Source organism: Streptomyces sp. NPDC020379, from assembly GCF_044387105.1.
Lineage (GTDB): Bacteria > Actinomycetota > Actinomycetes > Streptomycetales > Streptomycetaceae > Streptomyces.
This window is the reverse complement of sequence record NZ_JBIRVR010000009.1, coordinates 128,996-153,940: the sequence shown is the minus strand read 5'-3', so window position 1 is coordinate 153,940 and position 24,945 is coordinate 128,996. Positions and strand designations below refer to the sequence as shown.

Here is a 24,945-nt window from a genome sequence, read left to right as displayed (position 1 = left end):
TGCCCCGGCCCTTCCGCTGTGGCTTTTGCCCCGCTTCACCCGCACGGAGCCCCCCACATGGACAACGTCGTCCCCGCCGAGTCCGACGGCGCGATAGAAACACGCGGCATCGAGCCCGTCCCGGACCATGAGCGGCACGGTCGCGTCCGGGAGCTGTTCCCCACCTGGGTCGCCGCCAACATCAGTGTGCTGCTGCTCACCATGGGCGCGGCACTGGTCGTCTTCAACCAGCTGAACTTCTGGCAGGTCCTGATCGTCGCCGGATGCGCCGCGCTCGCGTCGTTCGGCATGGTCGGCGTGCTGTCGGTCTCCGGCAAGTGGGGCGGCGCCCCGGGCGCGATGCTCTCCCGCGCGACCTTCGGCGTCCGCGGCAACCTCTTCCCGGGCGCGATCCTGTGGGTCGCCCGCTTCGGCTGGGAGACGATCAACGCGGTCACCGGCGCCTACGCCGTGCTGACCGTCCTGGACCTGCTCTTCGGCATCAAGAGCAACACCCCGCTGATCGTCGTCACGCTGTTCCTGTTCGTCGCCAGCACCTTCCTGGTGAGCGGCATGGGCCGCAAGGCCCTGAACGTGTGCAACAAGTGGTCGACGTACCTCTTCGGGGTCTTCTCCGTGCTGGTGCTGGGCTATCTGATCGTCCACATGAACTGGAGCGAGGTCTTCTCCAAGCCGGCGGGCACCACCGCCATGATGATCACCGGCATCGGCACCATCGCCGCCGGCGGCATCAGCTGGGTGCCCACCGGTCCCGACTTCGCGCGCTACCTGCCGCACAAGGCGTCCGGCAAGAAGATCGTCGGCGCGACGGTCTCCGGCGCCGGTCTGGTGATGGTCCCGATGGTGCTCATGGGCGCGGTCATGGCCGTCGCGACCCCGGATCTGGCAAAGGCGCCGGACCCGGTCTCCTTCCTGGGCGACATCCTGCCGACCTGGCTGGCCGTGCCCTACCTCGCCACCGCGATCGTGGGCATGCTGCTGATCAACAGCCTGTCGATGTACTCGGCCGGCTTCACCGCCCAGACGATGGGCGTCAAGCTGCCGCGCGCCATGGCCGTCAGCATCAACGCCGTGATCTCCCTCGTCGGCGGTCTGCTGCTGATGCTGGTCGCCAAGAGCTTCCTCAGCTCCTTCATCACCTTCCTGATCCTGCTCGCGGTCTCCTTCTCCGCGTGGATCGGCGTCTACGCCGTCGACATGGCCCGCCGCCGGGTCCGCGCCGTGCGCTACGACGCTGAGGCCCTGATGGACACCGGCCGCACCAGCCGCTACTGGTACGCGGGCGGCTTCTGCTGGCAGGCGATGACCGCGTGGGCAGTCGCCCTGATCGCGGGCGGCTGCTTCACCAAGTGCGACTGGTTCGCCGGTCCGCTGTCCGGCACGTTCATCGGTGAGTACGGGCTGGGCTGGGCGGCCACGATCGCCATCGCGGCGCTGGTGATGCTCCTGCTGCCGACGCCGCGGGAGTCCGTGGCCGAGGCTTCTCCCGCGGCCCCGGCCCGCGAGAAGGTCTCCGCGTAGCGTTCTGTTCCACCCTGACGTCCCCTTCCGCCGTTCCCTGGCGGGAGGGGACGTTCGCGTGTGCGGGTTGCTTTCGCCTGCGGCGGGCTTGTTCCCCTACCCGCCCCTTCCCGAAACTGGGGGCAAGCCCCCAGACCCCCAGCAACACGGCTTCGCCGCGTTGTCCTCAAACGCCGGACGGGCTGGATTGTGCGGGACCGTAGCCAGCACATTCAGCCCGTTGGGGGCACCTCCCAGCGGTAGCTGGGGGAGTTTGAGGACGCGCCCGCAGGGCGCTCCCGCCGCAGGCGGAAGCGCGACAAAAACGGCCGCTGCCCCCGCTCACATGGATGAGCGGGGGCAGCGGCCTTCGAGGAGAGAGCGGCGGGGTGGTCAGCCCATCTCCTCCAGCGCCTTGCCCTTGGTCTCCTTCACGAACTTCAGCACGAAGGGGATCGAGAGCACGGCGAAGACCGCGTAGATGATGTACGTACCGGAGAGGTTCCAGTCCGACAGGCTCGGGAAGCTCGCGGTGATGGCCCAGTTGGCGATCCACTGCGCGGACGCGGCCACACCGAGCGCCGCGGCGCGGATGCGGTTGGGGAACATCTCGCCGAGGAAGACCCAGACCACGACGCCCCAGGACAGGGCGAAGAAGAGCACGAACGCGTGGGCCGCGACGAGCGCCACCGTGCCCTGCGTGGTCGGCAGCGAGCCGTCGGACGCCTTGGAGGCGAAGGCCCACGCCTCCAGCGCGAGGGAGAGTGCCATACCGGCGGAGCCGACGAGCGCGAGCGGCTTGCGGCCGATGCGGTCGACGAAGATCATCGCGATCACCGTGCCGACGATGTTGATGATCGACGTGGTGAAGGAGTAGAGGAAGGAGTCACTCGGGTCGATGCCGACGGACTGCCACAGGGTCGCCGAGTAGTAGAAGGCGACGTTGATGCCGACGAGCTGCTGGAAGACGGAGAGGCCGATGCCGATCCAGACGATGGGCAGGAAGCCCGCCTTGCCGCCGAGCAGGTCCTTGAAGGTGGACTTCTGCTCGCTGTGCATGGCCAGCTCGATCTCGGCGACCCGCTTGTCGAGGTCGACGGTGCGGCCCTCGACCTCGGCCAGCACGGCCTTCGCCCGGTCGGTCTTGCCGACGGAGATCAGAAAGCGCGGGGACTCGGGGATCGCGAAGGACAGCAGGCCGTAGAGGACGGCCGGGACGACCATGACGCCGAGCATGAGCTGCCACGCCTCGATGCCCATGACGTGGCCGCGCTGCTCACCGTGCGCGAGGTTGAGGATGCCCCAGTTCACGAGCTGCGAGACGGCGATGCCGACGACGATCGCGGCCTGCTGGAAGGAGCCGAGACGGCCGCGGTAGGCGGGCGGCGAGACCTCGGCGATGTAGGCCGGGCCGATGACCGAGGCCATGCCGATGGCGATGCCGCCGAGGACGCGCCAGAAGGCGAGGTCCCACAGCGCGAAGGGCAGTGCCGAGCCGATCGCGCTGATGGTGAAGAGGGTCGCGGAGATCTGCATGACGCGGATCCGGCCGATGCGGTCGGCGATACGGCCCGCGGTGGCGGCGCCGATCGCGCAGCCGATCAGGGCGATCGCGATGACCTGGGCCAGAGCGGCAGAGCCGATGTCGTACTTCCCGCGGATGCCCTCGACGGCACCGTTGATCACGGAACTGTCGTAGCCGAAGAGGAAGCCACCCATGGCCGCGGCCGCGGTGATGAAGATGACATGGCCGAGGTGGTCCGGCTGGGCCTTGTGGCCCTCGGACCCCTGCGCCATCGCAGTGCTGGTCAACGTGTACTCCTGAGGCCCGGCGGCATTGCCGGGCGTGGGGGCTGGCCCTTCAAGTGGGGCATAACTCCGGGGGGCCCACCACTTGAAGGTATTAGCAACGTTGCAGACCTTATGCCTTCAATTTTCTAAGTCAATAGGTCGTAACCAAGAAGTTTCCTAGCGGCTTCCCGAGCGTTGCGTTCAACACTTGAAGTAGCGGTCAGGAACTACGCAGCCGCTGGCTGATGACCTTGGAAACTCCGTCGCCCTGCATGGACACGCCGTAGAGCGCGTCCGCGACCTCCATGGTCCGCTTCTGGTGAGTGATCACGATCAGCTGGGAGCTCTCCTGGAGCTCTTCCATGATCCGGATCAGCCGCTGCAGATTGGTGTCGTCCAGCGCCGCCTCGACCTCGTCCATCACATAGAACGGGCTGGGCCGCGCCTTGAAGATCGCCACCAGCAGCGCCACCGCCGTCAGGGAGCGCTCGCCGCCCGACAGCAGCGACAGCCGCTTGACCTTCTTGCCCGGCGGCCGCGCCTCCACGTCCACCCCGGTCGCCAGCATGTCGTCCGGGTCGGTGAGCACGAGCCTCCCCTCCCCGCCGGGGAAGAGCCGGGAGAAGACGCCCTCGAATTCCCGCGCGGTGTCGTGGTACGCCTCCGTGAAGACCTCCTCGACCCGCTTGTCGACGTCCTTCACCACCTGGAGCAGGTCGCTGCGCGTCTTCTTGAGGTCTTCGAGCTGCTCGGACAGGAACTGGTGCCGCTCCTCCAGCGCCGCGAACTCCTCCAGCGCGAGCGGATTGACCTTGCCCAGCTGCTGGTACGCCCGCTCCGCGGCCTTGAGCCGCTTCTCCTGCTCGGCCCGCAGATAGGGCACCGGCCGGTTCCTTGGGTCGTCCGGGTCCTCGGGCAGTTCCTCGCCCTCGGCCGGCGGCGACGGCGGTACGGGCTGGTCCGGCCCGTACTCCACGACGAGCGCCGCGGGCTCCACACCGAGCTCCTCCAGGGCCCTGGCCTCCAACTGCTCGATGCGCAGCCGCTTCTCCGCGCCGAGCACCTCACCGCGGTGCACCGAGTCCGTGAGCCGGTCGAGCTCGCCCTTGAGCTCGCGGCCCCGCTCGCGCTCCGCGACCAGTTCCCGTTCGCGCTCGGCCTTCGCCGCCTCGGCGTGCCCGCGCTCCTCGTCGGCGCGGACGGCCGACGCCTCCACGTGCGCCAGCAGCTGCCGGGCACCCGCGGCGACGGCGGAGGCGACGCGCGCCTCGTGGCGCAGCCGGGCGCGCCGCTGCTCCGCGCGCGCCCGCGCCTCCCGTTCGGCGCGCGCCGCCCGGTCCAGCCCGTCCGCCCGTCCGGCGAGCGCCTTCACCCGCTCCTCGTGCGTACGGACCTGGAGCCGGGCCTCCATCTCGGTCTGCCGGGCGTTGGCCCCGTCGGCCGCGAGCCGGTCGCGTACGGAGGTGTCCGGCTCCTCCGTGCCCTCCGGGCCCGCCTCCTCGGCCACCGCCAGCCGCTCGGCCAGTTCCTCGGCCTCCTCGGTGGCGCGGACGAGGGCCTCCTCGGCCCGTGCCACGGCGGCCGCCGTCCGGCCCGCCTCGTCGGCCGCCGCGCGCGCCTGTCCGCCGAGGCGCCCGAGCGCCTGGGCGACCTGCGACTTCTCGCGTTCCGCGGCGCTGCGCCGGGCCGCGAGCTCCTCGACCAGGGCGGCGCATTCGGTGCGCCGCTCGTCCGCCGCCCGCTGGGCGAGCGCCAATTCCTCGCAGCGCGCGTCCAGTTCGGCCAGCTCGGCGGTGGCCTCGTCGACGGCGGACCGCACCTCCAGCAGGCTGGGCGCGCCGCCGGAGCCGCCCTGCGCGAACCGCGCCCCGAGGAGGTCGCCCTCGGCGGTCACGGCCGTGCACCCCGGCCGCTCGGCCACCAGTTCCTCGGCCTCCTCCAGCGTCCCGACGACGATGACGTCCCGCAGCAGCGGCGCCACGGCGGCCAGCAACTCGGCGGGCCCATGGACGAGTTCGAGCGCGGGCCGGGGGCCGGGGCCGGCGGGTGCCGGGGCGGGGGCCGCGTCGGCGCGCTGCGCCTCGGCGCGGCTCAGGCCGTGCGTCACCAGCAGTGCCGCGCGCCCGGCGTCCTGCTTGCGCAGCAGGCGCAGGGCCTCGGCGGCCGTGGCGGTGTCGGTGACCGCGAGGGCGTCGGCGGCCGCGCCCAGGGCGGTGGCGACGGGGAGTTCGTGGCCGGGGGCGACCGTGAGGAGTCCGGCGGCCGGTCCGAGCACTCCGGACAAACGATCCTGCGCGGACAGCAGCGCGCCCGTGCCGTCCTTGCGGCGCAGGCCGAGCGCCAGCGCGTCGCGGCGGGCGGCGGTCGCCGCGCGGCGGCGCTCGGTGGCCGTCGCCGCCTCCCGGGCCTCCGTCAGCGCCGCCTCGGCCGCGGCCAGCCCGCGCTTGGCGTCCTCGTGCCGGGCGGCGAGCTCCTGGTCCCCCGCGCCCCGCCCCTCGACCTCGGCCCGCTGCCGCTCGTACTCCTCCTCGGCGGTGGCCGCGCGCTCGCGGGCCTCGTCGCGGGCGGCGGTCAGCCGGTCGATCTCGGCCTGTGCGGAGGCGACCCGGCCGTGCGCGGCGGTGACGCGCCCGTGCAGGCGGGCGAGGCCCTCGCGGTGGTCGGCGACGGCGCGGGCGGCGTCCCGCAGCCGCCGCTCCTCCTCGGTGAGCCTGCGCTCCAGCTCGGCCCGGTGCGCGGTGGTCTCCTCCAGGGCCGTGCCCGCCGCTTCGAGCGCGGCCTCCAGCTCCGCCTCCTGCTCACGGACCCGGGCCGCCTCGCGCTCCAGGTCCTCGGGGTCGCGGCCGCGCCGCTCCTCGGCGGGCGCGGCGGTGGCGCTGGTGACCCGGGCGTCGGCCAGGCCGATCGTGCCGCGCACCCGCTCGGCGAGCTGCGACAGCTCGTACCAGGTCCGCTGGGCCGCGGCGAGGCGCGGCGTGAGGGCGCGGACCTGCTCCTCCAGGGCCGTCTCGCGCTGCGCGGCCGCCCGCAGCTCGCTCTCGGCGGCCTCCTTGCGGGTCTTGAGCGCGGCCTCGTCGGCGAGTTCGGTGTGCAGGACCCGGCGCAGGGTCACCAGGTCGTCGGCGAGCAGCCGCAGCCGGGCGTCGCGCAGGTCCGCCTGGATGACCGCGGCCCGGCGGGCGACCGCGGCCTGCCGGCCGAGCGGCTTGAGCTGGCGGCGCAGCTCGTCGGTCAGGTCCTGGACGCGCGCGAGGTTCGCCCGCATCGCGTCGAGCTTCCGCAGCGCCTTCTCCTTGCGCTTGCGGTGCTTGAGTACGCCGGCCGCCTCCTCGATGAAGGCGCGGCGGCCCATGGGGTCGGCGTGCAGGACGGAGTCCAGCTGACCCTGGCCGACGATGACATGCATCTCGCGTCCGATGCCGGAGTCGGAGAGCAGCTCCTGGATGTCGAGGAGCCGGCAGGTGTCGCCGTTGAGCTGGTACTCGCTGCCGCCGTTGCGGAACATGATCCGCGTGATGGTCACTTCGGCGTAGTCGATGGGCAGCGCGCCGTCGGAGTTGTCGATGGTGAGGGAGACCTCGGCGCGGCCCAGCGGGGGGCGGCCGGTGGTCCCGGCGAAGATGACGTCCTCCATCTTGCCGCCGCGCAGCGACTTCGCGCCCTGTTCTCCCATGACCCAGGAAAGCGCGTCGACCACATTGGACTTTCCGGAGCCATTGGGTCCCACCACACACGTGATCCCGGGCTCGAAGCGCAGGGTCGTCGCGGAGGCGAAGGATTTGAACCCTCGCAGGGTCAGGCTCTTGAGGTGCACGCGGAAGGACTCTACCGGCCGCGCGCCCCCCACGACCGCCCGGCACGAGGCAGCCGGGGGCGACAACAAGCTGCCCCTTTCAATTTTCCGGTTTCACCCGGGAAGGGGCAGGGCACATCAGTCCAAGGGGACGGGAGGAAAACGGCCGGAAACGGCACGGTGATACGACGATCGGATGAGGCGCGCCGGATACGACGAAGGGACGCCGGAGCGTCCCTTGCAACTCTCAAGCGGCTGACAGTGCAGCCCGACCACGCCCCGGGGCAGGGCGGCTGGTCAGGCGAGCGCAGGCTCCGCCTGGGATACGTCGATGCTGTCGAGCAACGAGTCGCCGTGGTGAGCGGCGGCAGTCAGCGCGTCGTTCTCGGCCTGCATCCGGATGAGCTCGGATTCAAGGTCCTGGACACGCTGCTGAAGCCGTCGCATCTCGGAGAGGACTCGGGGGTCGGAGCCGCCGACGTAACCGAGAAGCGCCTTTGCCATGATGGATGGTCCTCCACACTGAGTGACCGACCGAAGCGGTGTGGGTCGTGAGGGATTCGCACCCGCGGTGTCTGCCATCACTACTGCGGTGTTCAATGCCAAACAGCTAAGGTGCGCGGGGCTTCCAGAGTCTCACCAAAAAGTTTGACGGTCAACACGATCACACCCCGTATCGGCGGGCGTCCCAGGGGTGCGCGGCGGTGAATACGCGGCGCAGTCACTCCCGGGCCCGGAGGGGCGTAGAGATCATCCGTTGAGCAGCAGCCTTCCACGAGAGCGGCGAGTTGGCAACCATCAGGGAATTTCTTCTGTTCGCATATGCCAATGGCATATCAATAAGGTCATCGCGACCCACGGCCACCCCTTCTTCATGAGGTTCGACCCCGCCCCCGCCCGGGGAAAAATCCCCTTTCGGCAGGCGCGGTCAGCGGATCTCGAAGCCGTCATAGCCGCCGCGCGGCACATCCCAGATCTCCGTGACGCCGTCCACGCGGCCGGGCGTGTTCCCGTCGCGCAGCCATTCGAGCAATTGTTCACAGCCTCCGCGCGCGCCCTCGGCGACCACCTGGACCCGGCCGTCGGCGAGATTCGAGGCGAAGCCCTCGAGCCCACCGATCCGCAAGGCGTTCTCCCGCGTGAACCATCGGAAGCCGACACCTTGCACATGGCCCCGGACCCAGGCCGTCAGACGGACATTCTCGTTCATGTCTGCACGTTAACCGACCAATTGCATACGAAGCGCTTAGACCCTGGCCCTATTGCCGTACAGTCGCCGGTCGACAGGTCCCACCCCCGTACGAGTGACGCACGACGACGCCGAACACGTGAGGAAGGCAGCGGATGGGTCGCCATCGACGCTCTGCCCACCAAGCCACCGGTCACCCCGCAGCCGCTCCCCCGCCGGCCGAGACCCTCTCGGTGACCGGGACCTCCGGCACCGGGCCGCCTTACGGGCCCGGCGAACCCACCGATGCCGGCCGGCACCGCACCACGCGACGGCGCGGCCGGGTGAGCGCTCCCGTGCGGACCGGGCTGCTCGGTGCTTCGGCGGCGATGGCCATAGGTGTGGTCGCCATGGCCTCGGGGCTGTTCTCCGGAGGGGACACCCTCCAGCTCGGCGGCGGCAGCCCCGGCGGGCAGGTGCGGGCCGACGACCCGCCCGTCCTCCAGAGCGACCCGCAGCCGCGCGCGCAGGCCCCCGCCCCCGACCGCGGCGAGCTCCCGGTGAGCCGCGGGGCCCAGCGGCCTGAGGCGCGGCCCACGCCCTCCGCCGATGCCGCTCCCCCGTCCTTTGCCCCCTCCCCCGAAGCGCCCTCGCCCGACCCGGAGGACTCGGGCATCGACCCCGGCAGCGAGGCGCACACCCTCCCGGCCACGGTCCCCGAGCCGCCCAGGGCGGACCCCGGCGATCCGGGCACGGCGACCGAGGCGGTCAGCCTCCAGGCGGCGCCCGTCGCCCAGATCCTCGCCCTGGTCAATCAGGAGCGGGCCAAGGTGGGCGCCCGGCCGCTGGCGCCCAGCCCCCGACTCGCCTCACTGGCACAGTCGTTCAGCGACGACATGGCCCGGCGCGGCTTCTTCGCGCACACCGACCCGGACGGGCGCACCCCGTGGGACCGCGCGGCGGGCCGCGGCATCGGGAATCTCGGCGGCGAGAACATCGCGCGCGGCCAGCCCGACCCCAAGGCGGTCATGGAGGCGTGGATGAACAGCACGGGGCACCGGGCCAACATCCTCAACCGGGAGTACCGCACGCTGGGGATCGGGATGAACCCCGGGTCGGGCGGGCCTTGGTGGACACAGGACTTCGGCTATTGAGCGATTGGGCACGAAGGAGCGCGCGCCCCGCCGCCGGCGTCAGACCCCGCGCGGCGGGCGCTGGCAGCGGGGGCAGAAGTAGCTGGAGCGATTCATCCACGGGCGCCGTCGCATCGGCGTGCCACAGCGGCGGCACGGCTCGTCCTCACGGCCGTACGCGTCCAACGACCGGTTGAAATAGCCGGATTCACCGTTGACGTTGACGTAGAGGCTGTCGAAGCTCGTGCCGCCGACGGCGAGCGCCTCGTTCATGACCTCACGGATGTGCGTGAGCAGTTCCGCGCTGCGCGGGCGGGTCAGCGTCGCGGTCGGGCGGTCGTAGTGCAGCCGGGAGCGCCACAGCGCCTCGTCGGCGTAGATGTTGCCGACGCCGCTGATCAGCGACTGGTCGAGCAGGGCCCGCTTGACGGTCGTACGGCGGCGGCGCAGTGCGGCGTGGAACGCGGCCTCGTCGAAGGCGGGGTCGAGCGGGTCGCGGGCGATGTGCGCGATGACGTCGGGCAGCCCGTCGGGGTCGCCCGGCACGGGCTCGTGCAGCGAAAGGCCGCCGAAGGTGCGCTGGTCGACGAAGCGCAGCTCGGTGGGGAGGGTGTCGGCGAAGCGGATCCGGATCCGCAGGTGCTTCTCGTCGGGCGCTTCCCCCGGCTGGACGAGGAGTTGGCCACTCATCCCGAGGTGGGCGAGCAGGGACCGGTCGGGAGCGTCCTGCCCGGGTGCTTCCAGTGGCACCCAGAGATACTTGCCGCGGCGGTGCGCGGTGCCGAGCGTGCGCCCGGTCAGCTGGGCGGCGAAGTCGTCGGGCCCGGCCAGGTGACGGCGGATCGCCCGGGGGTGCAGCACCGCCACGTCGGCGATGGTGCGCCCGCTGACCCACTGCGCCACACCGCGCCGTACGACCTCGACCTCGGGCAGTTCGGGCACGGCAGCGGTACTCCTTCGCAAGGGTTCGCCAGGGCCGCGCCCGGGCACTCGGTGAAACGTGATCGCCGGGCGGGTCTTGAGGACCCGCCCGGCGATCACGGACGAACACGCGTCAGTGCGACGCGCCCTGCACACCGTCGGCGGGCTCGGAAGCCGCCGGGTCGGTCCCGGTGGCCGTGGCCTCCGGGGCGGCTTCGGCCGTGGCCTTGGCCCGCGCCTCCGCCGCTTCATGGATGGCGCGCCAGGCGGCTTCCGCCGCCTGCTGCTCCGCTTCCTTCTTGCTGCGGCCGGTGCCGGTGCCGTACGCGACACCACCGACGCGGGCAGCAGCCGTGAAGGTCTTCTCATGGTCGGGGCCGGTCTCGGAGACGAGATACTCCGGGACGCCCAGGCCCTCCGTGGCGGTCAGTTCCTGGAGGCTGGTCTTCCAGTCCAGGCCCGCACCGAGGTTGGAGGACTTCTCGATCAGCGGATCGAAGAGCCTGTGCACCAGTTCCCCGGCGGCCTCGAGGCCCTGGTCGAGATAGACCGCCCCGATCACGGCTTCCAGCGTGTCCGCGAGGATGGACGCCTTGTTCCGGCCGCCCGTGCCCTCTTCGCCCCGGCCGAGCCGGATGAAGGAGCCGAGGTCGAGACCGCGGCCGACCTCCGCCAGCGCGCGGGAGTTGACCACCGCGGCCCGCAGCTTGGCCAGCTGGCCCTCGGGCAGGTCGGGGTGGATGCGGTACAGCGTGTCGGTGACCACCAGGCCGAGCACGGAGTCACCGAGGAACTCCAGCCGCTCGTTGGTGGGCAGCCCGCCGTTCTCGTACGCGAAGGAACGGTGAGTCAGCGCACGCACCAGAAGGGCGGTCTCGAGTCTGTACCCGAGCCGCCCTTCCAGAAGCGTGTGAGACGAGGCCGTGTCCGCCGGCGCCTTCTTCGGCGTAATGGCGTCTGACATTGAGCCTGTCACCCGCCGATCAGACCTCGAGGACCTGGCGCTTGTTGTAGGTGCCGCAGCTCGGGCACGCGATGTGCTGCAGCTTCGGCTCGTGGCAGCTAGCGCATGCCACCAGGGTGGGGACCGCAGCCTTCCACTGCGACCGGCGGTGGCGCGTGTTGCTGCGCGACATCTTCCGCTTCGGAACAGCCACGGCTACTTCTCCTGTGAGTCATCCCCGCCGGAGCGGGGTGCGTTGTCCATCTCGCCGTCCTGGTTGGACCCGGCGAGTCCCTGCAGTGCCGCCCAACGAATGTCGACGGACTCATGGTGGTGCTCCGGGTCGTCCGCCAGCCGCGCTCCGCACTCGGAGCACAGACCAGGGCAGTCTTCCTGGCACACCGGCTGCAGCGGCAGTGCGAGCACCACCGCGTCACGCAGCACGGGTTCGAGGTCGAACAGGTCGTCCTCGAGGAAGAGCATGTCCTCCTCGTCGTCCTCGGCGTCGTCGTCCGTGTCCGCGGTGCGGCTCCGGGCGTCGGCGTCGGGGTAGGAGAACATCTCCTGGAAGTCCGCTTCGAGCTCTCGCTCCAGCGGCTCCAGACACCTTACGCACTCCCCTGTCAGCGGTGCACGGGCGGTGCCTGTGACAAGCACCCCTTCCATGACCGACTCCAGGCGGAGGTCGATTTCCACCGTCGCGCCCTCGGCGACCCCGATGACCTCGATACCGAGATCGGCGGGCGCCTCGATCGAACGGGAGACCCGCTTCAGCGCACCGGGACGCCGGCCCAGCTCGCGTGTGTCGAACACGAGAGGGGAACGGTGATCAAGGTGGGCGTTCAGGGTTTCCTGCTTTCTACGCTGCGGCGACGGCCGCCCGACGCGGAAAACGCGTCCCGGGCAGCCCTGATCGCGAATGCACACGCGACCGAAGAGCCAGAATACTCGACGGGCCGCCGTACACCCAATCGGCGACCGGCCAGGACCCCGGCCGACGCCGCCCCGCGGCGGGTCAGCGCCCCTGCTCGTACCGGCGGAGCTGATCGAGGTCGATCATGCTCGTGTCGAAGAGACTCGTCTCGTCGAGCTGGGGCTGCTGGGACGGCTGGTGCCGCGGGTCCTGCGGAGGCCGCTGCTCGTGGTCCTGGTGGCCCACCGGAGCGGGGTACCCGCCGTGCTGGTCGTAGCCCCCCGAGGCGGCCGGGGCGGGCCAGGCGTAGGGGTCGTGCTGCGCGTAGCCGCCCTGGACCGCGTACGGGTCGGGCTGCCCGTAGGACGCCTGGTAGGCGTACGGGTCGGGCTCGTAGCCCTGGGCCGGGTAGTAGTCCGGCTGCGCGGGCGCGGGCGGCGGACCGGCGGGCTCCTGGGGGGCGGCCAGCTCGGCGAGGAAGTCGGCGTCGCTGGTGTGGCGGCCGCCGGGGAGGCCGTCCTGGGCGGCCATGTGGGCGCCCAGCTCGTCCGTCGGGCGGGCTCCGGTCAGCTTCTCCCGGCCCCGGCCGACGGCCTCGAGGGTCTTGGCCAGCACGGCCGCGACCGCGCCGAGCTTGGCGTCGACGTAGGCGTCGGCGCGCTGCCGCTGGAGCCCGGGGTCCGAGCTGCGCTCGGGGCCGTCGTCCGGCTCCTCCGCGTCCTGGCCGTCCGCACCCGGCAGGCCCAGCAGCTTCTCCCGGCCGCGGTCGACGGAGCCGATGGTCTTCGTGAGGACGACCTCGAAATTGGCGAGCTTGCCGTCGACGTAGTCGTCGGCCTCGGCGCGGATCTCCTCGGCCTCCCGGCGGGCCTCCGCGAGGATGCGGTCGGCCTCCTCCTGGGACTGGCGGGCGACCTCGGTGTGGGAGATCAGCGAGCCGCGGTGGGCGCGGGCCGACTCGATGATCCGCTCGGCCTCCTCGCGGGCGTCGGCGACGAGCCGCTCCCGGCCCCCGATCAGCTCCTCGGCCCTGGCCAGGGAGTCGGGCAGGGCGGCCCGCACCTCTTCCAGCAGGGCGAGCAGCTCGGCCCGGTTGACGACGCAGGAGGCCGACATGGGCAGGGACCGGGCGCCGGAGACCGCCCGGACGATCTCGTCGAGCTTCTTCTGCACGTCCACCTTGGCGCTCGCCACTCTCTTCTGACGATGGGCACGAACGGGGACGACTGTACGGCCAGTCGCCCCTCGCCCGACACCGGGTGACGGGCTGTCAGCCCGTCAGTCCCGGCCGAGCCGCTCGCCGAGCGCCTCCAGCACCAGCGGAGGCACCAGGTGGGAGACGTCGCCGCCCCAGGCCGCGACCTCCTTGACCAGGCTGGAGGACAGGAAGCTGTAGGTGGGGTTGGTGGGGACGAAGAGGGTCTCCACGCCCGACAGCCCGTTGTTCATCTGGGCCATCTGGAGCTCGTAGTCGAAGTCGCTGACCGCCCGCAGGCCCTTCACGATGGCGGGGATGTCGCGCTGCTTGCAGAAGTCGACGAGCAGCCCGTGGAACGCCTCCACCTCGACGTTGCCGTACTCCGCCGTGACCTGGCGGAGCAGGTCGATGCGCTCGTCGACGGTGAACAGGCCCTGCTTCGACTTGTTGATCATCACGGCGACGTGCACGACGTCGTACAGCTTGGAAGCGCGGGCGATGATGTCGAGGTGTCCATTGGTGACGGGGTCGAACGACCCCGGACAGACGGCGCGGCGCAACTGTGGTTCCTCGCTCTCCGGTCCATTCATGACGCGCGGGGAGATGTCGTCTCTTCGGCGCACGTCGAGGCGGCGCGACCGTACCAAAGCGTTCCCTCGCCGTAGCGACGGGCCCTCAGGGGCTCGAAGCCGTCCGGCCAGGGGAACTCCCCGCCCCTGGTGCTGCGCTCCACGGTGACCAGCGCGTCGTCCGCAAGCCAGCCCTGGGCACGGAGTGTGAGGAGAATCTCGCGGAGATCGTCGTTCCCGACGGCGTAGGGCGGGTCGAGGAAGACCACGTCGTACGGGGCGGCGGGCACCGGCCCGGCGACGACCTGCGCGGCCTTGCCCGCGCGCACCTCGGCACCCGGCAGCCCCACGGCGCGGACGTTGTCGCGGATCGTGCGGACCGCGCGGGCGTCGGCCTCCACCAGGAGGACGTGCGCGGCGCCGCGCGAGAGGGCCTCCAGGCCGACCGCGCCGGAGCCGCCGTACAGATCCAGCACCCGGGTGCCCTCCAGGGGACCGAAGAGCGATTCCCAGGTGGAGAACAGGCCCTCGCGCGCCCGGTCGGAGGTCGGGCGGGTGCCGGTGCCGGGCGGCACGGCCAGGCGGCGTCCGCCGGCGGTACCGGCGATCACGCGGGTCATGGGGTCCTCGGTCCTTCGCGGTCGGTCGGCGGGCCGGTGGGCCCGCCGTCCACTCAGCCTAGAACGTGCGGGGCCCGCTCACCCACGCCCGCCGGGCGCCCCCGTCTCAGCCCTTGTCCAGATACTCCTCGCGCTCGCGGTCCAGCAGCGCCTCCAACGCCGTGCGCAGCTCGGGCAGTCGTGTCAGCTCGGGATCCGCGGCGACCACCGCGGCGGCCTCCTCGCGGGCGGCGGCGATGACCTCCTCGTCCTCGATGACCGTGAGCATCCGCAGCGACGACCGGACACCGGACTGCGCCTGGCCGAGGACGTCGCCCTCGCGGCGCTGCTCCAGGTCGATGCGGGAGAGCTCGAAGCCGTCGAGGGTGGCGGCCACGGCGGCCAGCCGGGCGCGCGCGGGGCTCGCCTCGGGCATCTCGCTGACCAGCAGGCACAGGCCGGGCGCCGAGCCGCGGCCCACCCGGCCGCGCAGCTGGTGGAGCTGGGAGACGCCGAACCGGTCCGCGTCCATGATCACCATGACGGTGGAGTTGGGCACGTTCACCCCGACCTCGATGACGGTCGTGGCGACGAGCACGTCGACCTCGCCGGCGGCGAAGCGGCGCATGACGTCGTCCTTCGCCTCCGGCTGCATCCGGCCGTGCAGCACCTCCACGCGCAGCCCGCGCAGGGGCCCCGCGCCCAGCTGCGCGGCGATGTCGAGGACGGCGAGGGGCGGGCGCTTCTCGGCCAGGTCCTCGGCGGACGGCTCGCCCTCCTCGGACTTCTTGCGGGATTTGGGGGCCTTGGCGGCCTTGGGACTGTCGCCCTCGTCCGCGATGTCGTCGCCGATGCGCGGGCAGACCACGTACGCCTGGTGGCCGCCCTCGGTCTCCTCGCGCACCCGCTCCCAGGCGCGGGCCAGGAAGTGCGGCTTGTCCTTGGCGGGCACGACGTGGGTGGCGATGGGCGAGCGCCCGGCGGGGAGCTGGTCGAGCACCGAGGTCTCCAGGTCGCCGAAGACGGTCATGGCGACGGTGCGCGGGATCGGGGTCGCGGTCATCACCAGCAGGTGGGGCGGCCGCTTGCCCTTGGAGCGGAGCGCGTCGCGCTGCTCGACACCGAAGCGGTGCTGTTCGTCCACGACGACGAGGCCGAGGTCGTGGAACCGCACCTTGTCCTCGATCAGCGCGTGGGTGCCGATGACGATGCCGGCCTCGCCGGTGACCAGGTCGAGCAGGGCCTGCCGCCGGGCCGCCGTCCCCATGGAGCCGGTGAGCAGCACCACCTTGGTGCCCTGCTCGGCGCCGCCGAGCAGGCCCCCTTCGGCGAGCTCGCCCATCATCTCGGTGACCGACCGGTGATGCTGCTGGGCGAGCACCTCGGTGGGCGCGAGCATCGCGGCCTGCCCGCCGGCGTCGACGACCCCGAGCATGGCCCGGAGGGCGACCATGGTCTTGCCGCTGCCCACCTCCCCCTGGAGGAGGCGGTGCATGGGGTGTTCGGCGGCGAGGTCGGTGAAGATCTCCGCGGAGACCTTGAGCTGGCCGTCGGTGAGGGTGAAGGGGAGCTTCGCGTCGAAGGCGTCGAGGAGGCCGCCGGGCACGGGTTTGCGCGCGACGGCGGGCAGTTGGGAGTCGGCGTGCCGGCGGCGGGCGAGGGCGACCTGGAGGACGAACGCCTCGTCCCACTTCAGGCGGGCCCGCGCGTCCTCGATGTCGGCCTTCGAGCGCGGGCGGTGGACCTTGCGGAAGGCGTCGGGGAGCCCGGCGAGGCCCCGGCCGTCACGCAGCGCCGGGGGCAGCGGGTCGGCGAGGCCCTGCCAGTGCTCGGCCTCGAAGAGGTCGAGCAGGGTGTCGACGGCCTTGGTCAGCTTCCAGGACTGGAACTGCTTGCACGCCGGATAGATCGGCAGGAGCTTCCCGGCGAAGGACTCGGCGGCGTCGGCGCCGCTCTCCTTGTCGAGCAGTTCGTAGTCGGGGTGCAGGAGTTGACGGGTGTGGTTGAAGAGGGAGACCTTGCCCGCGAACATCCCCCGGCGGCCGGGCAGCAGTTCCATCTCCCGCGCGTAGGCGCCGCGGCCGAAGAAGACGAGGGTCAGCGCGCCGCTGCCGTCGGTGACCACGACCTCCAGGCGGACGCCCTTGCCGTGGTTGAAGGTCTTCATGGCGGCCTTGGCGACCTGGGCGACGACGGTGACGTGCTCGTCGAGCGGCAGGTCGGCGAGCCGGGTCAGCTCGCCGCGCTCGGCGTAGCGGCGCGGATAGTGGTGCAGCAGGTCGCCGGCCGTGTGCAGGTCGAGGTGCTCGGCCATCACCTTCGCGGTGTTGCCGCCGAGGATCTTCTTCAGGGGTTCGTCTAGCGCGGGCACGCCCCTATTGCACACCACGGCACTGACAAACCACGCTCCTCCGCCGCGCCGGGGCGGGTACAGCGCGTCACTCGACGCCGATGAGCAGCGGCGCCGCCTGCTGGCCCCCGCGGTAGACCACCGTGTCCACGGCGAGGTGGCCCTCGCGTACGTGCCGCTCCAGGCGGTCCGCGACGGAGCCGGGGACGCCCGCGCCGAGGACCAGGGTGACCATCTCGCCGCCCGCGGCGAGCATGCGGTCCAGGACGGTCTCGGCGGTCCCGGCGAGCTCCGTGCCGATGACGGCCACGTCGCCGTCGATGAGGCCGAGCACGTCCCCGGCCTGGCAGACGCCGGCCATGGTCCAGGACTGCCGCTCGGCGACGGCCAGTTCGGCGTAGCGGGTGGCGCCCGCGGCGGCGGTCATGGCGACGACGTCCTCGTCGAAGCCCCGCTCCGGCTCGTGGACGGCGAGCGCGGCGATGCCCTGGACCGCGGAGCGGGTCGGGATGAGGGCGACGCGTACGCCTTCGGTGCGGGCCTGCTCGGCGGCGGCCGCCGCGGTGTGGCGCAGCTCGGGGTCGTTGGGCAGGAGCACCACCTCGCGGGCGTGCGCGCGCCGGATGGCCGCGACCAGCTCGCCGCTGGCGGGCGGTTCGCCCGGCCCGGCGGGGACGACGGTGGCACCGGCCTCCCCGCACAGCCCGGCCAGCCCGTCCCCGGGCACGACGGTGACCACGGCGCGCTGTACGGGCTCCCGCGTGCGGGCCGCGGTCCCGGCCGCGGGGCCGAAGTGGGTGATGCGGACGCGGTGCGGACGCCCGGCCTCGATCCCGGCCTCGACGGCCGCTCCGGCGTCGTCGACGTGCACGTGGACGTTCCACAGGCCGTCGCCGCCGACGACGACGAGCGAGTCGCCGAGCGCGTCGAGCCGGGTCCGCAGGCGGGCGACGGCGGTGTCGTCGGCGTCCAGGAGGTAGATCACCTCGAAGGCGGGGGCAGGGCGGCAGCCTGTCGTGGGTTCCGTTTCCGTGCACCACGCGCGCGTGGCCGGCGCCTCGCCTCCGGCATCCTGCCGGCCGGCGCGGTGGCCGCGCTCGCGGCGGGCCTCGGGCGGGGCGCTCTCGCCGGACAGCGCGCGGGACAGCGCCCCCAGGACCTCCACCAGGCCGAGGCCGCCCGCGTCGACGACGCCCGCCCGGCCGAGGACGTCCAGCTGACCGGGGGTGACCGCGAGGGCGGCGCGGGCCGCCTCGTCCGCGGCGCGGGCCACTTCCGGGGCGCCGCCGGGAGCGTTCGAGGCGGCCTTCGCCGCGGCCGCGGCGACCGTGAGCACCGTGCCCTCGACGGGCCGGGCCACGCCCTCGTACGCGGACGCGACGGCCCGTCGCAGCGCCGCGCGCAGCGCCTCCCCGCCGTCGGGGCCGCCGGGAGGCTCCTCGGCGGCGAGCACCTCCGCCATGCCGCGCAGGAGCTGGGCCAGGATCGTGCCGGAGTTGCCGCGCGCGCCTATGAGGGCGCCGTGGGCCATGGCCCGTACGGCGTCGGCCAGGCCGGGGAGCCGGTCCCGGGCGGCGGGGCCCGCCGTGGCGTGGCCGTCGAAGACCGCCTCGACGGCGCGGGCGGCGGACTCGACGGTCAGGTAGAGGTTGGTGCCGGTGTCGCCGTCCGCGACCGGATAGACGTTGATCGCGTCGATCTCCTCGCGGGCCCGCCCGAGCGCGTCGAGGGCCAGAGCGCACCAGGTGCGTACCGCGGTGGCGTCCAGCGTGTGCGGCACCTGTGTCCTCCTCGGACTCCTCGGGGCGGTGGGCAGTGACCGGCAGCGTAGTCCCGCGGCGGGCCGGTGCGGGCGGCCGGCGGGAACCCCGCGGACAGGGCCGGGAGGGGCCTGGACGGGGAGCCGCGGGCCGCCGGTACGGGCCCGGCCGGTCACGGGCGGCCATGGTAGTTTCGTTGTACGGGAGCAGCCGATGTATGCTGCTCCGGTTGCCTGATGTAAATCAGGAACATCCCCTGATACTGCCGGTCACTCAGATTTCGGCACGCAGGGATTCACCGTACGTGCCTGTTGTTCCCGCGCAAGTGGGGATGACCCGTCTTTGGAGTAACCCGTGGCTGCCAACTGCGACGTCTGCGGCAAGGGGCCGGGCTTCGGCAACGCTATTTCGCACTCGCACCGCCGTACCCCCCGTCGTTGGAACCCCAACATCCAGCGGGTGCGCGCAGTGATCGGGCGCACGCCGAAGCGGATCAACGCCTGCACCTCGTGCATCAAGGCCGGCAAGGTCTCGCGCTGAAACGCGTGATCTTTCCCGCGCAAGCGGACACCGGTCCACCTGTGGGTGGGCCGGTTTTTCGCATGTCCGGACGCGGCCCGCACGGCTCCCGGGGCACTGCCCCGGGAGCCTTCGTCGTCTAGAGGCGCCAGCCGTGGTCCACGGGGCCGATCCCGGCGCCCAGCGGGAAGCCCGCGGCGATGGCGCCCGTGACGTAGTCCTTGGCCGCGGCGACGGCCTCCGGCACCCCGCTCCCCTTGGCCAGTTCCGCCGCGACGGCGCTGGCGAGGGTGCAGCCGGTGCCGTGTGTGTGGCGGTTGTCGTGGCGGGGGGCGCGCAGCCAGTGTTCCTCGGTGCCGTCGGTCAGCAGATCGACGGCCTCGGCGCCGTCGAGGTGGCCGCCCTTGACGAGGGCCCACTCCGGCCCGAAGGCGAGCACCGCGTCGGCGGCCCGGCGCAGGCCGGCCTCCGTGGTGACGTGGACGCCGGTGAGCCAGGCGGCCTCGTCGAGGTTGGGGGTCGCGACGGTCGCCACGGGCAGCAGCTTCGTACGCAGCGCGTCGAGCGCGGAGGCGGCGAGCAGGGGGTCGCCGTGCTTGGAGATGCCCACCGGGTCGACGACCACGGGGGCGTCGAGTCCGGTGAGGAGTTCCGCGACGGTCTCCACGAGCCCGGCCGAGGCGAGCATGCCGGTCTTCACGGCCTGGACGCCGATGTCGTCGACGACGCTGCGGTACTGCGCGCGCACCGCCTCGGCGGGCAGTTCCCAGGCGCCCTGCACCCCGCGGGAGTTCTGCGCGGTGACGGCGGTGAGCACGCTCATGCCGTGCACGCCGAGGGCGAGCATCGTCTTGAGGTCGGCCTGGATGCCCGCACCGCCGCCGGAGTCGGATCCGGCGACGGTCAGCACGCGTGGAGGTATCGGCATGCCGCCGAATCTACTCGTCGGGCTCGGCGTCGCCGAAGTGGTCCCAGCCGCCGGTCTTGTCCCAGGGGGCGCCGTCGACGGTCACCTGCGGGAGCGCGGAGGGGCTGACGACCTCGCCGATGACCTTCCAGCGGGCCGGGAGCTTCACATCCGGCGGGAAGGTGGCCACGATGGCGTGGTCCTCTCCCCCCGTGAGCACCCACTGCAGGGGGTCGACGCCGACCGCCTGCCCGATGTCGGACATCTGGGTGGGCACATCGATCGCGGCGGTCCGCAGGTCGATGCGGACCTTGCTGGCCTCGGCGATGTGCCCGAGGTCGGCGATCAGGCCGTCGCTGACATCGGTCATCGCCGTGGCGCCGAGCCCGGCGGCGGCGGGGCCCGCGTGGTAGGGCGGCTCCGGGCGCCGGTGGGCCTCGACGAAGGCGCGCGGCGAGCGGAAGCCCCGGACGAGCACGGCGAGTCCGGCGGCGGACCAGCCGAGCCAGCCGGTGACCGCGACGACGTCGCCGGGCTGTGCGCCGGAGCGGGTGACCGGCTCGTGGTTGCGCAGGTCGCCCAGGGCCGTGATGGCCACGGTGATGGTGTCACCGCGCACCACGTCGCCGCCGACCACGGCGGCGCCCGCGACCTGGCACTCGTCGCGGATGCCGTCCATCAGCTCGGTCGGCCAGGTGGCGGGCAGTTCGGCGGGCACGACGAGGGCGAGCAGGACGGCGGTGGGGACCGCGCCCATGGCGGCGATGTCGGCGAGGTTCTGCGCGGCGGCCTTGCGGCCGACGTCGTACGCCGTGGACCAGTCGCGACGGAAGTGCCGCCCTTCCAGCAGCACGTCCGTACTCGCCACGACCCTCCGGTCGGGCGCGGCGACCACCGCGGCGTCGTCACCCGGCCCGAGCCGGACCGCCGGGGTGGTGGTGAGCCGGGAAGTAAGCTCTCTGATGAGCCCGAACTCCCCCAACTCGCCCACGGTGCCTTTCACTGAGCTCCTCCTAGGAGTATCGGTTGTGACATTCGCCGCGCCGCGCGGTCAGCGCGGGTCTCCCCGCGCCGTACGGCGACGCGGTACCGTGGCGTCTCTTCTCCCCACATGATCCTCGTAGCCGCCCTGGAGGTTCCGTGGTACAGGCGTACATCCTGATCCAGACCGAGGTCGGCAAAGCGTCGACCGTGGCCGAAGTCATCGGAAAGATCACGGGAGTGATCCAGGCCGAGGACGTGACCGGTCCGTACGACGTCATCGTGCGCGCCCAGGCCGAGACGGTCGACGAGCTCGGCCGGATGGTGGTCGCGAAAGTCCAGCAGGTGGAGGGCATCACCCGCACACTGACCTGCCCGGTCGTCCATCTGTAGGTCCCCCGTATGCTCGCCCGGTGAAGTTCTCGCCCCGCCGGTCGCTCGGCCTGCCCGCTGTCGTCGTACTGTTCGCCGCCGTTGGCTGTTCCTCGGGCAACGACACGGCGGGCCCCGCGGTTCCCACGCCGCCGGCGCGGGCGGTCGAGCCCTGCCGGGCACTGCACAAGGCACTTCCGGAGTCCGTGGACGGGATGAAGCGGCGCGCTGCCGCTCCCGTCTCGGACTTCACCGCTGTCTGGGGCGACCCGCCGATCGCGCTGCGCTGCGGGGTGCGGCGCCCCGAGATCATCCGGGAGGGGTCCAGGACGTACGCGCCCTCCACGGGCTCGGTCGAGGCCGACGGTGTGGAGTGGCTGCCGGAGCGGCAGTCCGACGGGAGCATCCGCTGCACCACCGTGCACCGCGAGGTGTGGGTGGAGGTGACGCTGCCGAAGAAGGTCGTCGGTGACGCCGGCGATCTCGGTGCGCTCACCGATCTCGCCGACGCCGTCAAGAAGACGATCCCCTTCGGCTACGTCGACTAGCGCAGGCCCGTGGAGCGGCGCAGCGCCGCCTGGATCAGCGCGTCGACCAGCTCGGGGTAGCTCATGCCGCTCTCCTGCCACATCCGCGGGTACATCGAGATGGGCGTGAAGCCGGGCATGGTGTTGATCTCGTTGATGACGAACTCGCCGTCCTCGGTGAGGAAGAAGTCCGCGCGGACCAGGCCCTCGCAGGAGACGGCGTCGAATGCCTGGACGGCCAGCTCCTGGACGCGCGCCGTCTGCTCCGGCGTCAGCGGCGCCGGGACGATGCCCGCGGCGGAGTCGATGTACTTCGCCTCGAAGTCGTAGAAGTCGTGGGCGGTGACCGGCGGGATCTCGGCCGGGACGCTCGCGCGCGGCCCGTCCGCGAGTTCCAGCACGCCGCACTCGATCTCCCGGCCGCGCAGCAGCGACTCCACGATGATCTTGGGGTCGTGGCGCTGGGCCTCGGCGATGGCGTCGTCCAGGCCGGCGAGGTCGTCGACCTTGGTGATGCCCATGGAGGAACCGGCGCGGGCGGGCTTCACGAAGAGCGGCCAGCCGTGCTCACCGGCGAAGTCGACGATCTTCTTGCGGGCGGCGGCGGCGTCGGCCTGCCACTCGCGCGGGCGGACCACCTCGTACGGACCGACGGGCAGGCCGTAGGAGATGAAGACCCGCTTCATGTACTCCTTGTCCTGGCCGACGGCCGAGGCGAGCACACCGGCGCCCACGTAGGGGATGCCGGAGAGCTCCAGCATGCCCTGGAGGGTGCCGTCCTCGCCGTACGGGCCGTGCAGCACGGGGAAGACGACGTCGACCTCGCCCAGCGCCTTGGGGACGGTGCCCGGCTCGGTGTAGACGACCTCGCGGGAGGCGGGGTCGACCGGCAGCACCACGGTGCCGTCGGGCGAGCGGTCGAGCTCGGCGACGCTCGGCAGCGTGCGGCCGGCGATGGCCATCCGCTCGGGGTCGTCGGCGGTGAGCGCCCAACGGCCGTCGGTGGTAATGCCGATCGGCAGCACGTCGTACTTCGTACGGTCGATGGCGCCCATGACGGCGCCGGCGGTGACGACCGAGATCGCGTGCTCGGAACTGCGACCGCCGAACACGACCGCGATGCGCGGCTTACGGCTCCGGTCAGGGCTCTGGGTGGTGGTCTCGCTGCTCATATCGCGACGAGACTACCTGGTGGTACGGGGTGAGTCAGTGCCGCTCGGGCTTGGCGCTGCGCGACATCAGCTCCTTGAGGGCCACCAGCGGCGGCTTCCCCTCGTGGACGATCTCCACGACGGTCTCCGTGATCGGCATGTCGACGTCGTGCCTGCGCGCCAGATCCAGCACGGACTCACAGGACTTGACGCCCTCGGCGGTCTGCTTGGTGACCGCGATGGTCTCGGCGAGGGTCATGCCGCGGCCGAGGTTGGTGCCGAAGGTGTGGTTGCGGGAGAGCGGCGAGGAGCAGGTGGCCACGAGGTCGCCCATCCCGGCGAGGCCGGCGAAGGTGTGCGCGTCGGCGCCCATGGCGAGGCCGAGCCGGGTCGTCTCGGCCAGGCCGCGGGTGATGAGCGACGCCTTGGCGTTGTCACCGAGGCCCATGCCGTCGGCGATGCCGACGGCGAGCGCGATGACGTTCTTGACGGCGCCGCCCAGTTCGCAGCCGACGACGTCGGTGTTGGTGTACGGGCGGAAGTACGGGGTGTGGCAGGCCGCCTGGAGCCGCTTGGCCACGGTCTCGTCCCGGCAGGCGACGACGGCCGCGGCGGGCTGCCTGGCGGCGATCTCCTTGGCGAGGTTGGGCCCGGTGAGGACGGCGACGCGGTCGGCGGAGACCTTGGCGACCTCCTCGACGACCTCGCTCATCCGCTTGGCGGTGCCCAGTTCGACGCCCTTCATCAGCGAGACGAGGACGGTGTCGGCGGCCAGCAGGGGCGCCCACTCCGTGAGATTGCCGCGCAGGGTCTGCGAGGGCACGGCGAGGACGGTGAAGTCCGCGCCGGCGGCGGCCTCGGCGGGGTCGGTGGTGGCCCGCACGCCCGCGGGGAGCTCGGTGCCCGGGAGGTAGTCGGCGTTGACGCGGGTGGTGTTGATCGCCGTCACCAGGGACTCCCGGCGGCCCCACATCGTCACCTCGCAGCCCGCGTCGGCGAGGATCATCGCGAAGGCGGTGCCCCAGGATCCGGTGCCGTAGACGGCGCAGCGCGTCACTTGGTGTCCTCCTGGGCCTGGCGGCGGGCCGCGGCGCGCGCCTTGCGGTGGTTGTACGGCTCGGCGGGGGCACTCTCGCCGCGGAGTTCGGCGAGGAGGGCGGTGATGGCGGCCATGATCTCGTCGGTGGCGGCGCGCAGCACCTCGGCGGTGGGTTCCTTGCCGTAGTACGCGGAGAGGTCGACGGGCGGGCCCGCGAGGACCTTGAGCGTCTTGCGGGGGAAGAGCCGGAGCTTGTTCTCCTTGGCGTACGGCGGCATGGCCTCGTTGGCGCCCCACTGGGCGACCGGGATGACGGGCGCCTGGGTGAGCAGTGCCACACGGGCGGCGCCGGTCTTGCCCTCCATCGGCCACATCTCGGGGTCGCGGGTGAGGGTGCCCTCGGGGTAGAAGGCCACGCACTCGCCCTTGTTGATGGCGTCGACGGCGGCCCGGAAGGCGGTGGCGGCGTCGGTGGTCTCGCGGTAGACCGGGATCTGCCCGGTGCCGCGCAGCACCGCGCCGACGAAGCTGCCCTTGAACAGCGCCGCCTTGGCCAGGAAGCGGGGGACGCGGCCGGTGTTGTACTGGAAGTGCGCGTAGGAGAGCGGGTCGAGATACGAGTTGTGGTTGACCGCGGTGATAAACCCGCCGTCGGCCGGAATGTGCTCCATTCCGCGCCAGTCCCGCTTGAACAGAACCACGAGCGGCGGTTTTGCCAACACCGCCGTAAAGCGGTACCAGAAGCCGATTCTGTGGCGGGACACTCGGACACCCTTCTCTCGGGACCTGGGAGCTGTATGAACCCGGGGGC

General features: G+C 72.1%; 23 protein-coding genes. 5 read left to right on the top strand and 18 right to left on the bottom strand.

What is annotated here, in order from left to right:
• The first annotated feature begins 57 nt into the window (after window positions 1-57).
• On the top strand, window positions 58-1,521 hold the full coding sequence (locus tag ACH427_RS14860; RefSeq protein WP_398869848.1) for a purine-cytosine permease family protein: 1,464 nt from the start codon (window positions 58-60) through the stop codon (window positions 1,519-1,521).
• A gap of 372 nt (window positions 1,522-1,893) precedes the next feature.
• Here the strand turns inward: ACH427_RS14860 and ACH427_RS14855 are convergent, their stop codons facing one another.
• From ACH427_RS14855 to ACH427_RS14840, 4 genes are all read right to left on the bottom strand, one after another.
• A complete protein-coding gene (locus ACH427_RS14855) occupies window positions 1,894-3,312 on the bottom strand; it encodes a sugar porter family MFS transporter (RefSeq protein ID WP_398869847.1) in 1,419 nt (472 codons plus the stop codon).
• 199 nt (window positions 3,313-3,511) lie between these two features.
• The gene (gene smc / locus ACH427_RS14850) at window positions 3,512-7,105 is read right to left on the bottom strand and encodes a chromosome segregation protein SMC (protein ID WP_398869846.1); all 3,594 of its coding nucleotides are present in this window, start codon (window positions 7,103-7,105) and stop codon (window positions 3,512-3,514) included.
• Between the two features lie 276 nt (window positions 7,106-7,381).
• Entirely contained in the window at window positions 7,382-7,588 is a 207-nt protein-coding gene (locus ACH427_RS14845; RefSeq protein ID WP_361527654.1) for a hypothetical protein, read from the bottom strand.
• Between the two features lie 424 nt (window positions 7,589-8,012).
• Window positions 8,013-8,294, bottom strand: a complete 282-nt coding sequence (locus ACH427_RS14840; protein ID WP_398869845.1) for an acylphosphatase — start codon at window positions 8,292-8,294, stop codon at window positions 8,013-8,015.
• A 212-nt stretch (window positions 8,295-8,506) separates the two neighbouring features.
• Here ACH427_RS14840 and ACH427_RS14835 point away from each other — a divergent pair, with 212 nt between their 5' ends.
• Window positions 8,507-9,406 carry a CAP domain-containing protein gene (locus ACH427_RS14835; RefSeq protein WP_398869844.1) on the top strand — a complete coding sequence of 300 codons (900 nt, stop codon included), beginning with the start codon at window positions 8,507-8,509 and terminating at the stop codon, window positions 9,404-9,406.
• Window positions 9,407-9,445: 39 nt separating this feature from the next.
• Here ACH427_RS14835 and mutM read toward each other — a convergent pair whose 3' ends face one another.
• From mutM to ACH427_RS14790, 9 genes are all read right to left on the bottom strand, one after another.
• Complete coding sequence (gene mutM / locus ACH427_RS14830; protein WP_398869843.1) at window positions 9,446-10,327, bottom strand: bifunctional DNA-formamidopyrimidine glycosylase/DNA-(apurinic or apyrimidinic site) lyase; 882 nt, start codon at window positions 10,325-10,327, stop codon at window positions 9,446-9,448.
• A gap of 112 nt (window positions 10,328-10,439) precedes the next feature.
• On the bottom strand, window positions 10,440-11,270 hold the full coding sequence (rnc, locus tag ACH427_RS14825) for a ribonuclease III (RefSeq protein WP_398869842.1): 831 nt from the start codon (window positions 11,268-11,270) through the stop codon (window positions 10,440-10,442).
• A 19-nt stretch (window positions 11,271-11,289) separates the two neighbouring features.
• On the bottom strand, window positions 11,290-11,463 hold the full coding sequence (gene rpmF / locus ACH427_RS14820; RefSeq protein WP_030087884.1) for a 50S ribosomal protein L32: 174 nt from the start codon (window positions 11,461-11,463) through the stop codon (window positions 11,290-11,292).
• Window positions 11,464-11,465: 2 nt separating this feature from the next.
• Complete coding sequence (locus tag ACH427_RS14815) at window positions 11,466-12,062, bottom strand: YceD family protein (RefSeq protein ID WP_398869841.1); 597 nt, start codon at window positions 12,060-12,062, stop codon at window positions 11,466-11,468.
• Between the two features lie 202 nt (window positions 12,063-12,264).
• On the bottom strand, window positions 12,265-13,341 hold the full coding sequence (locus tag ACH427_RS14810; RefSeq protein WP_398869948.1) for a cell division initiation protein: 1,077 nt from the start codon (window positions 13,339-13,341) through the stop codon (window positions 12,265-12,267).
• A 99-nt stretch (window positions 13,342-13,440) separates the two neighbouring features.
• Window positions 13,441-13,920: a pantetheine-phosphate adenylyltransferase gene (coaD, locus tag ACH427_RS14805; RefSeq protein WP_361527703.1), complete on the bottom strand. Its 480-nt coding sequence runs from the start codon at window positions 13,918-13,920 to the stop codon at window positions 13,441-13,443.
• Window positions 13,921-13,946: 26 nt separating this feature from the next.
• Window positions 13,947-14,549, bottom strand: a complete 603-nt coding sequence (gene rsmD / locus ACH427_RS14800) for a 16S rRNA (guanine(966)-N(2))-methyltransferase RsmD (protein ID WP_398869840.1) — start codon at window positions 14,547-14,549, stop codon at window positions 13,947-13,949.
• Between the two features lie 106 nt (window positions 14,550-14,655).
• On the bottom strand, window positions 14,656-16,842 hold the full coding sequence (gene recG / locus ACH427_RS14795) for an ATP-dependent DNA helicase RecG (protein ID WP_398869947.1): 2,187 nt from the start codon (window positions 16,840-16,842) through the stop codon (window positions 14,656-14,658).
• A gap of 124 nt (window positions 16,843-16,966) precedes the next feature.
• The gene (locus tag ACH427_RS14790) at window positions 16,967-18,658 is read right to left on the bottom strand and encodes a DAK2 domain-containing protein (RefSeq protein WP_398869839.1); all 1,692 of its coding nucleotides are present in this window, start codon (window positions 18,656-18,658) and stop codon (window positions 16,967-16,969) included.
• Between the two features lie 334 nt (window positions 18,659-18,992).
• On the opposite strand from ACH427_RS14790, the gene rpmB reads away from it, so the two are divergent.
• The gene (gene rpmB / locus ACH427_RS14785; protein WP_087926075.1) at window positions 18,993-19,178 is read left to right on the top strand and encodes a 50S ribosomal protein L28; all 186 of its coding nucleotides are present in this window, start codon (window positions 18,993-18,995) and stop codon (window positions 19,176-19,178) included.
• Between the two features lie 118 nt (window positions 19,179-19,296).
• Here rpmB and thiD read toward each other — a convergent pair whose 3' ends face one another.
• Entirely contained in the window at window positions 19,297-20,085 is a 789-nt protein-coding gene (thiD, locus tag ACH427_RS14780; RefSeq protein WP_398869838.1) for a bifunctional hydroxymethylpyrimidine kinase/phosphomethylpyrimidine kinase, read from the bottom strand.
• Window positions 20,086-20,095: 10 nt separating this feature from the next.
• Window positions 20,096-21,067: a thiamine-phosphate kinase gene (locus ACH427_RS14775; RefSeq protein WP_398869837.1), complete on the bottom strand. Its 972-nt coding sequence runs from the start codon at window positions 21,065-21,067 to the stop codon at window positions 20,096-20,098.
• A 137-nt stretch (window positions 21,068-21,204) separates the two neighbouring features.
• Here ACH427_RS14775 and ACH427_RS14770 point away from each other — a divergent pair, with 137 nt between their 5' ends.
• Together ACH427_RS14770 and ACH427_RS14765 are read left to right on the top strand one after the other, a co-directional pair.
• A complete protein-coding gene (locus ACH427_RS14770) occupies window positions 21,205-21,438 on the top strand; it encodes an Lrp/AsnC ligand binding domain-containing protein (RefSeq protein WP_361527676.1) in 234 nt (77 codons plus the stop codon).
• A 20-nt stretch (window positions 21,439-21,458) separates the two neighbouring features.
• Window positions 21,459-21,965 (top strand): DUF3515 domain-containing protein, encoded by a 507-nt coding sequence (locus tag ACH427_RS14765; RefSeq protein WP_398869836.1) that lies wholly within the window; start codon window positions 21,459-21,461, stop codon window positions 21,963-21,965.
• Here the strand turns inward: ACH427_RS14765 and ACH427_RS14760 are convergent.
• From ACH427_RS14760 to ACH427_RS14750, 3 genes are read right to left on the bottom strand one after another with little or no spacing between them, the layout of a single operon-like run.
• On the bottom strand, window positions 21,962-23,116 hold the full coding sequence (locus ACH427_RS14760) for a D-alanine--D-alanine ligase family protein (RefSeq protein ID WP_398869835.1): 1,155 nt from the start codon (window positions 23,114-23,116) through the stop codon (window positions 21,962-21,964). The genes ACH427_RS14765 and ACH427_RS14760 overlap by 4 nt on opposite strands.
• Window positions 23,117-23,150: 34 nt before the next feature.
• Window positions 23,151-24,152, bottom strand: a complete 1,002-nt coding sequence (locus tag ACH427_RS14755) for an NAD(P)H-dependent glycerol-3-phosphate dehydrogenase (protein WP_398869834.1) — start codon at window positions 24,150-24,152, stop codon at window positions 23,151-23,153.
• Window positions 24,149-24,898 (bottom strand): lysophospholipid acyltransferase family protein, encoded by a 750-nt coding sequence (locus ACH427_RS14750; RefSeq protein ID WP_398869833.1) that lies wholly within the window; start codon window positions 24,896-24,898, stop codon window positions 24,149-24,151. The genes ACH427_RS14755 and ACH427_RS14750 overlap by 4 nt, the downstream gene beginning before the upstream one ends.
• Between the last annotated feature and the right edge of the window lie 47 nt (window positions 24,899-24,945).

Coding starts and splice junctions, on each gene's coding strand:
- ACH427_RS14840 (WP_398869845.1), bottom strand. CDS start 8,294: ATGAACGAGAATGTCCGTCTGACGGCCTGGGTCCGGGGCCATGTGCAA.
- rsmD (WP_398869840.1), bottom strand. CDS start 14,549: ATGACCCGCGTGATCGCCGGTACCGCCGGCGGACGCCGCCTGGCCGTG.
- rnc (WP_398869842.1), bottom strand. CDS start 11,270: ATGTCAGACGCCATTACGCCGAAGAAGGCGCCGGCGGACACGGCCTCG.
- thiD (WP_398869838.1), bottom strand. CDS start 20,085: ATGCCGATACCTCCACGCGTGCTGACCGTCGCCGGATCCGACTCCGGC.
- ACH427_RS14860 (WP_398869848.1), top strand. CDS start 58: ATGGACAACGTCGTCCCCGCCGAGTCCGACGGCGCGATAGAAACACGC.
- ACH427_RS14845 (WP_361527654.1), bottom strand. CDS start 7,588: ATGGCAAAGGCGCTTCTCGGTTACGTCGGCGGCTCCGACCCCCGAGTC.
- recG (WP_398869947.1), bottom strand. CDS start 16,842: ATGGCCGAGCACCTCGACCTGCACACGGCCGGCGACCTGCTGCACCAC.
- ACH427_RS14760 (WP_398869835.1), bottom strand. CDS start 23,116: ATGAGCAGCGAGACCACCACCCAGAGCCCTGACCGGAGCCGTAAGCCG.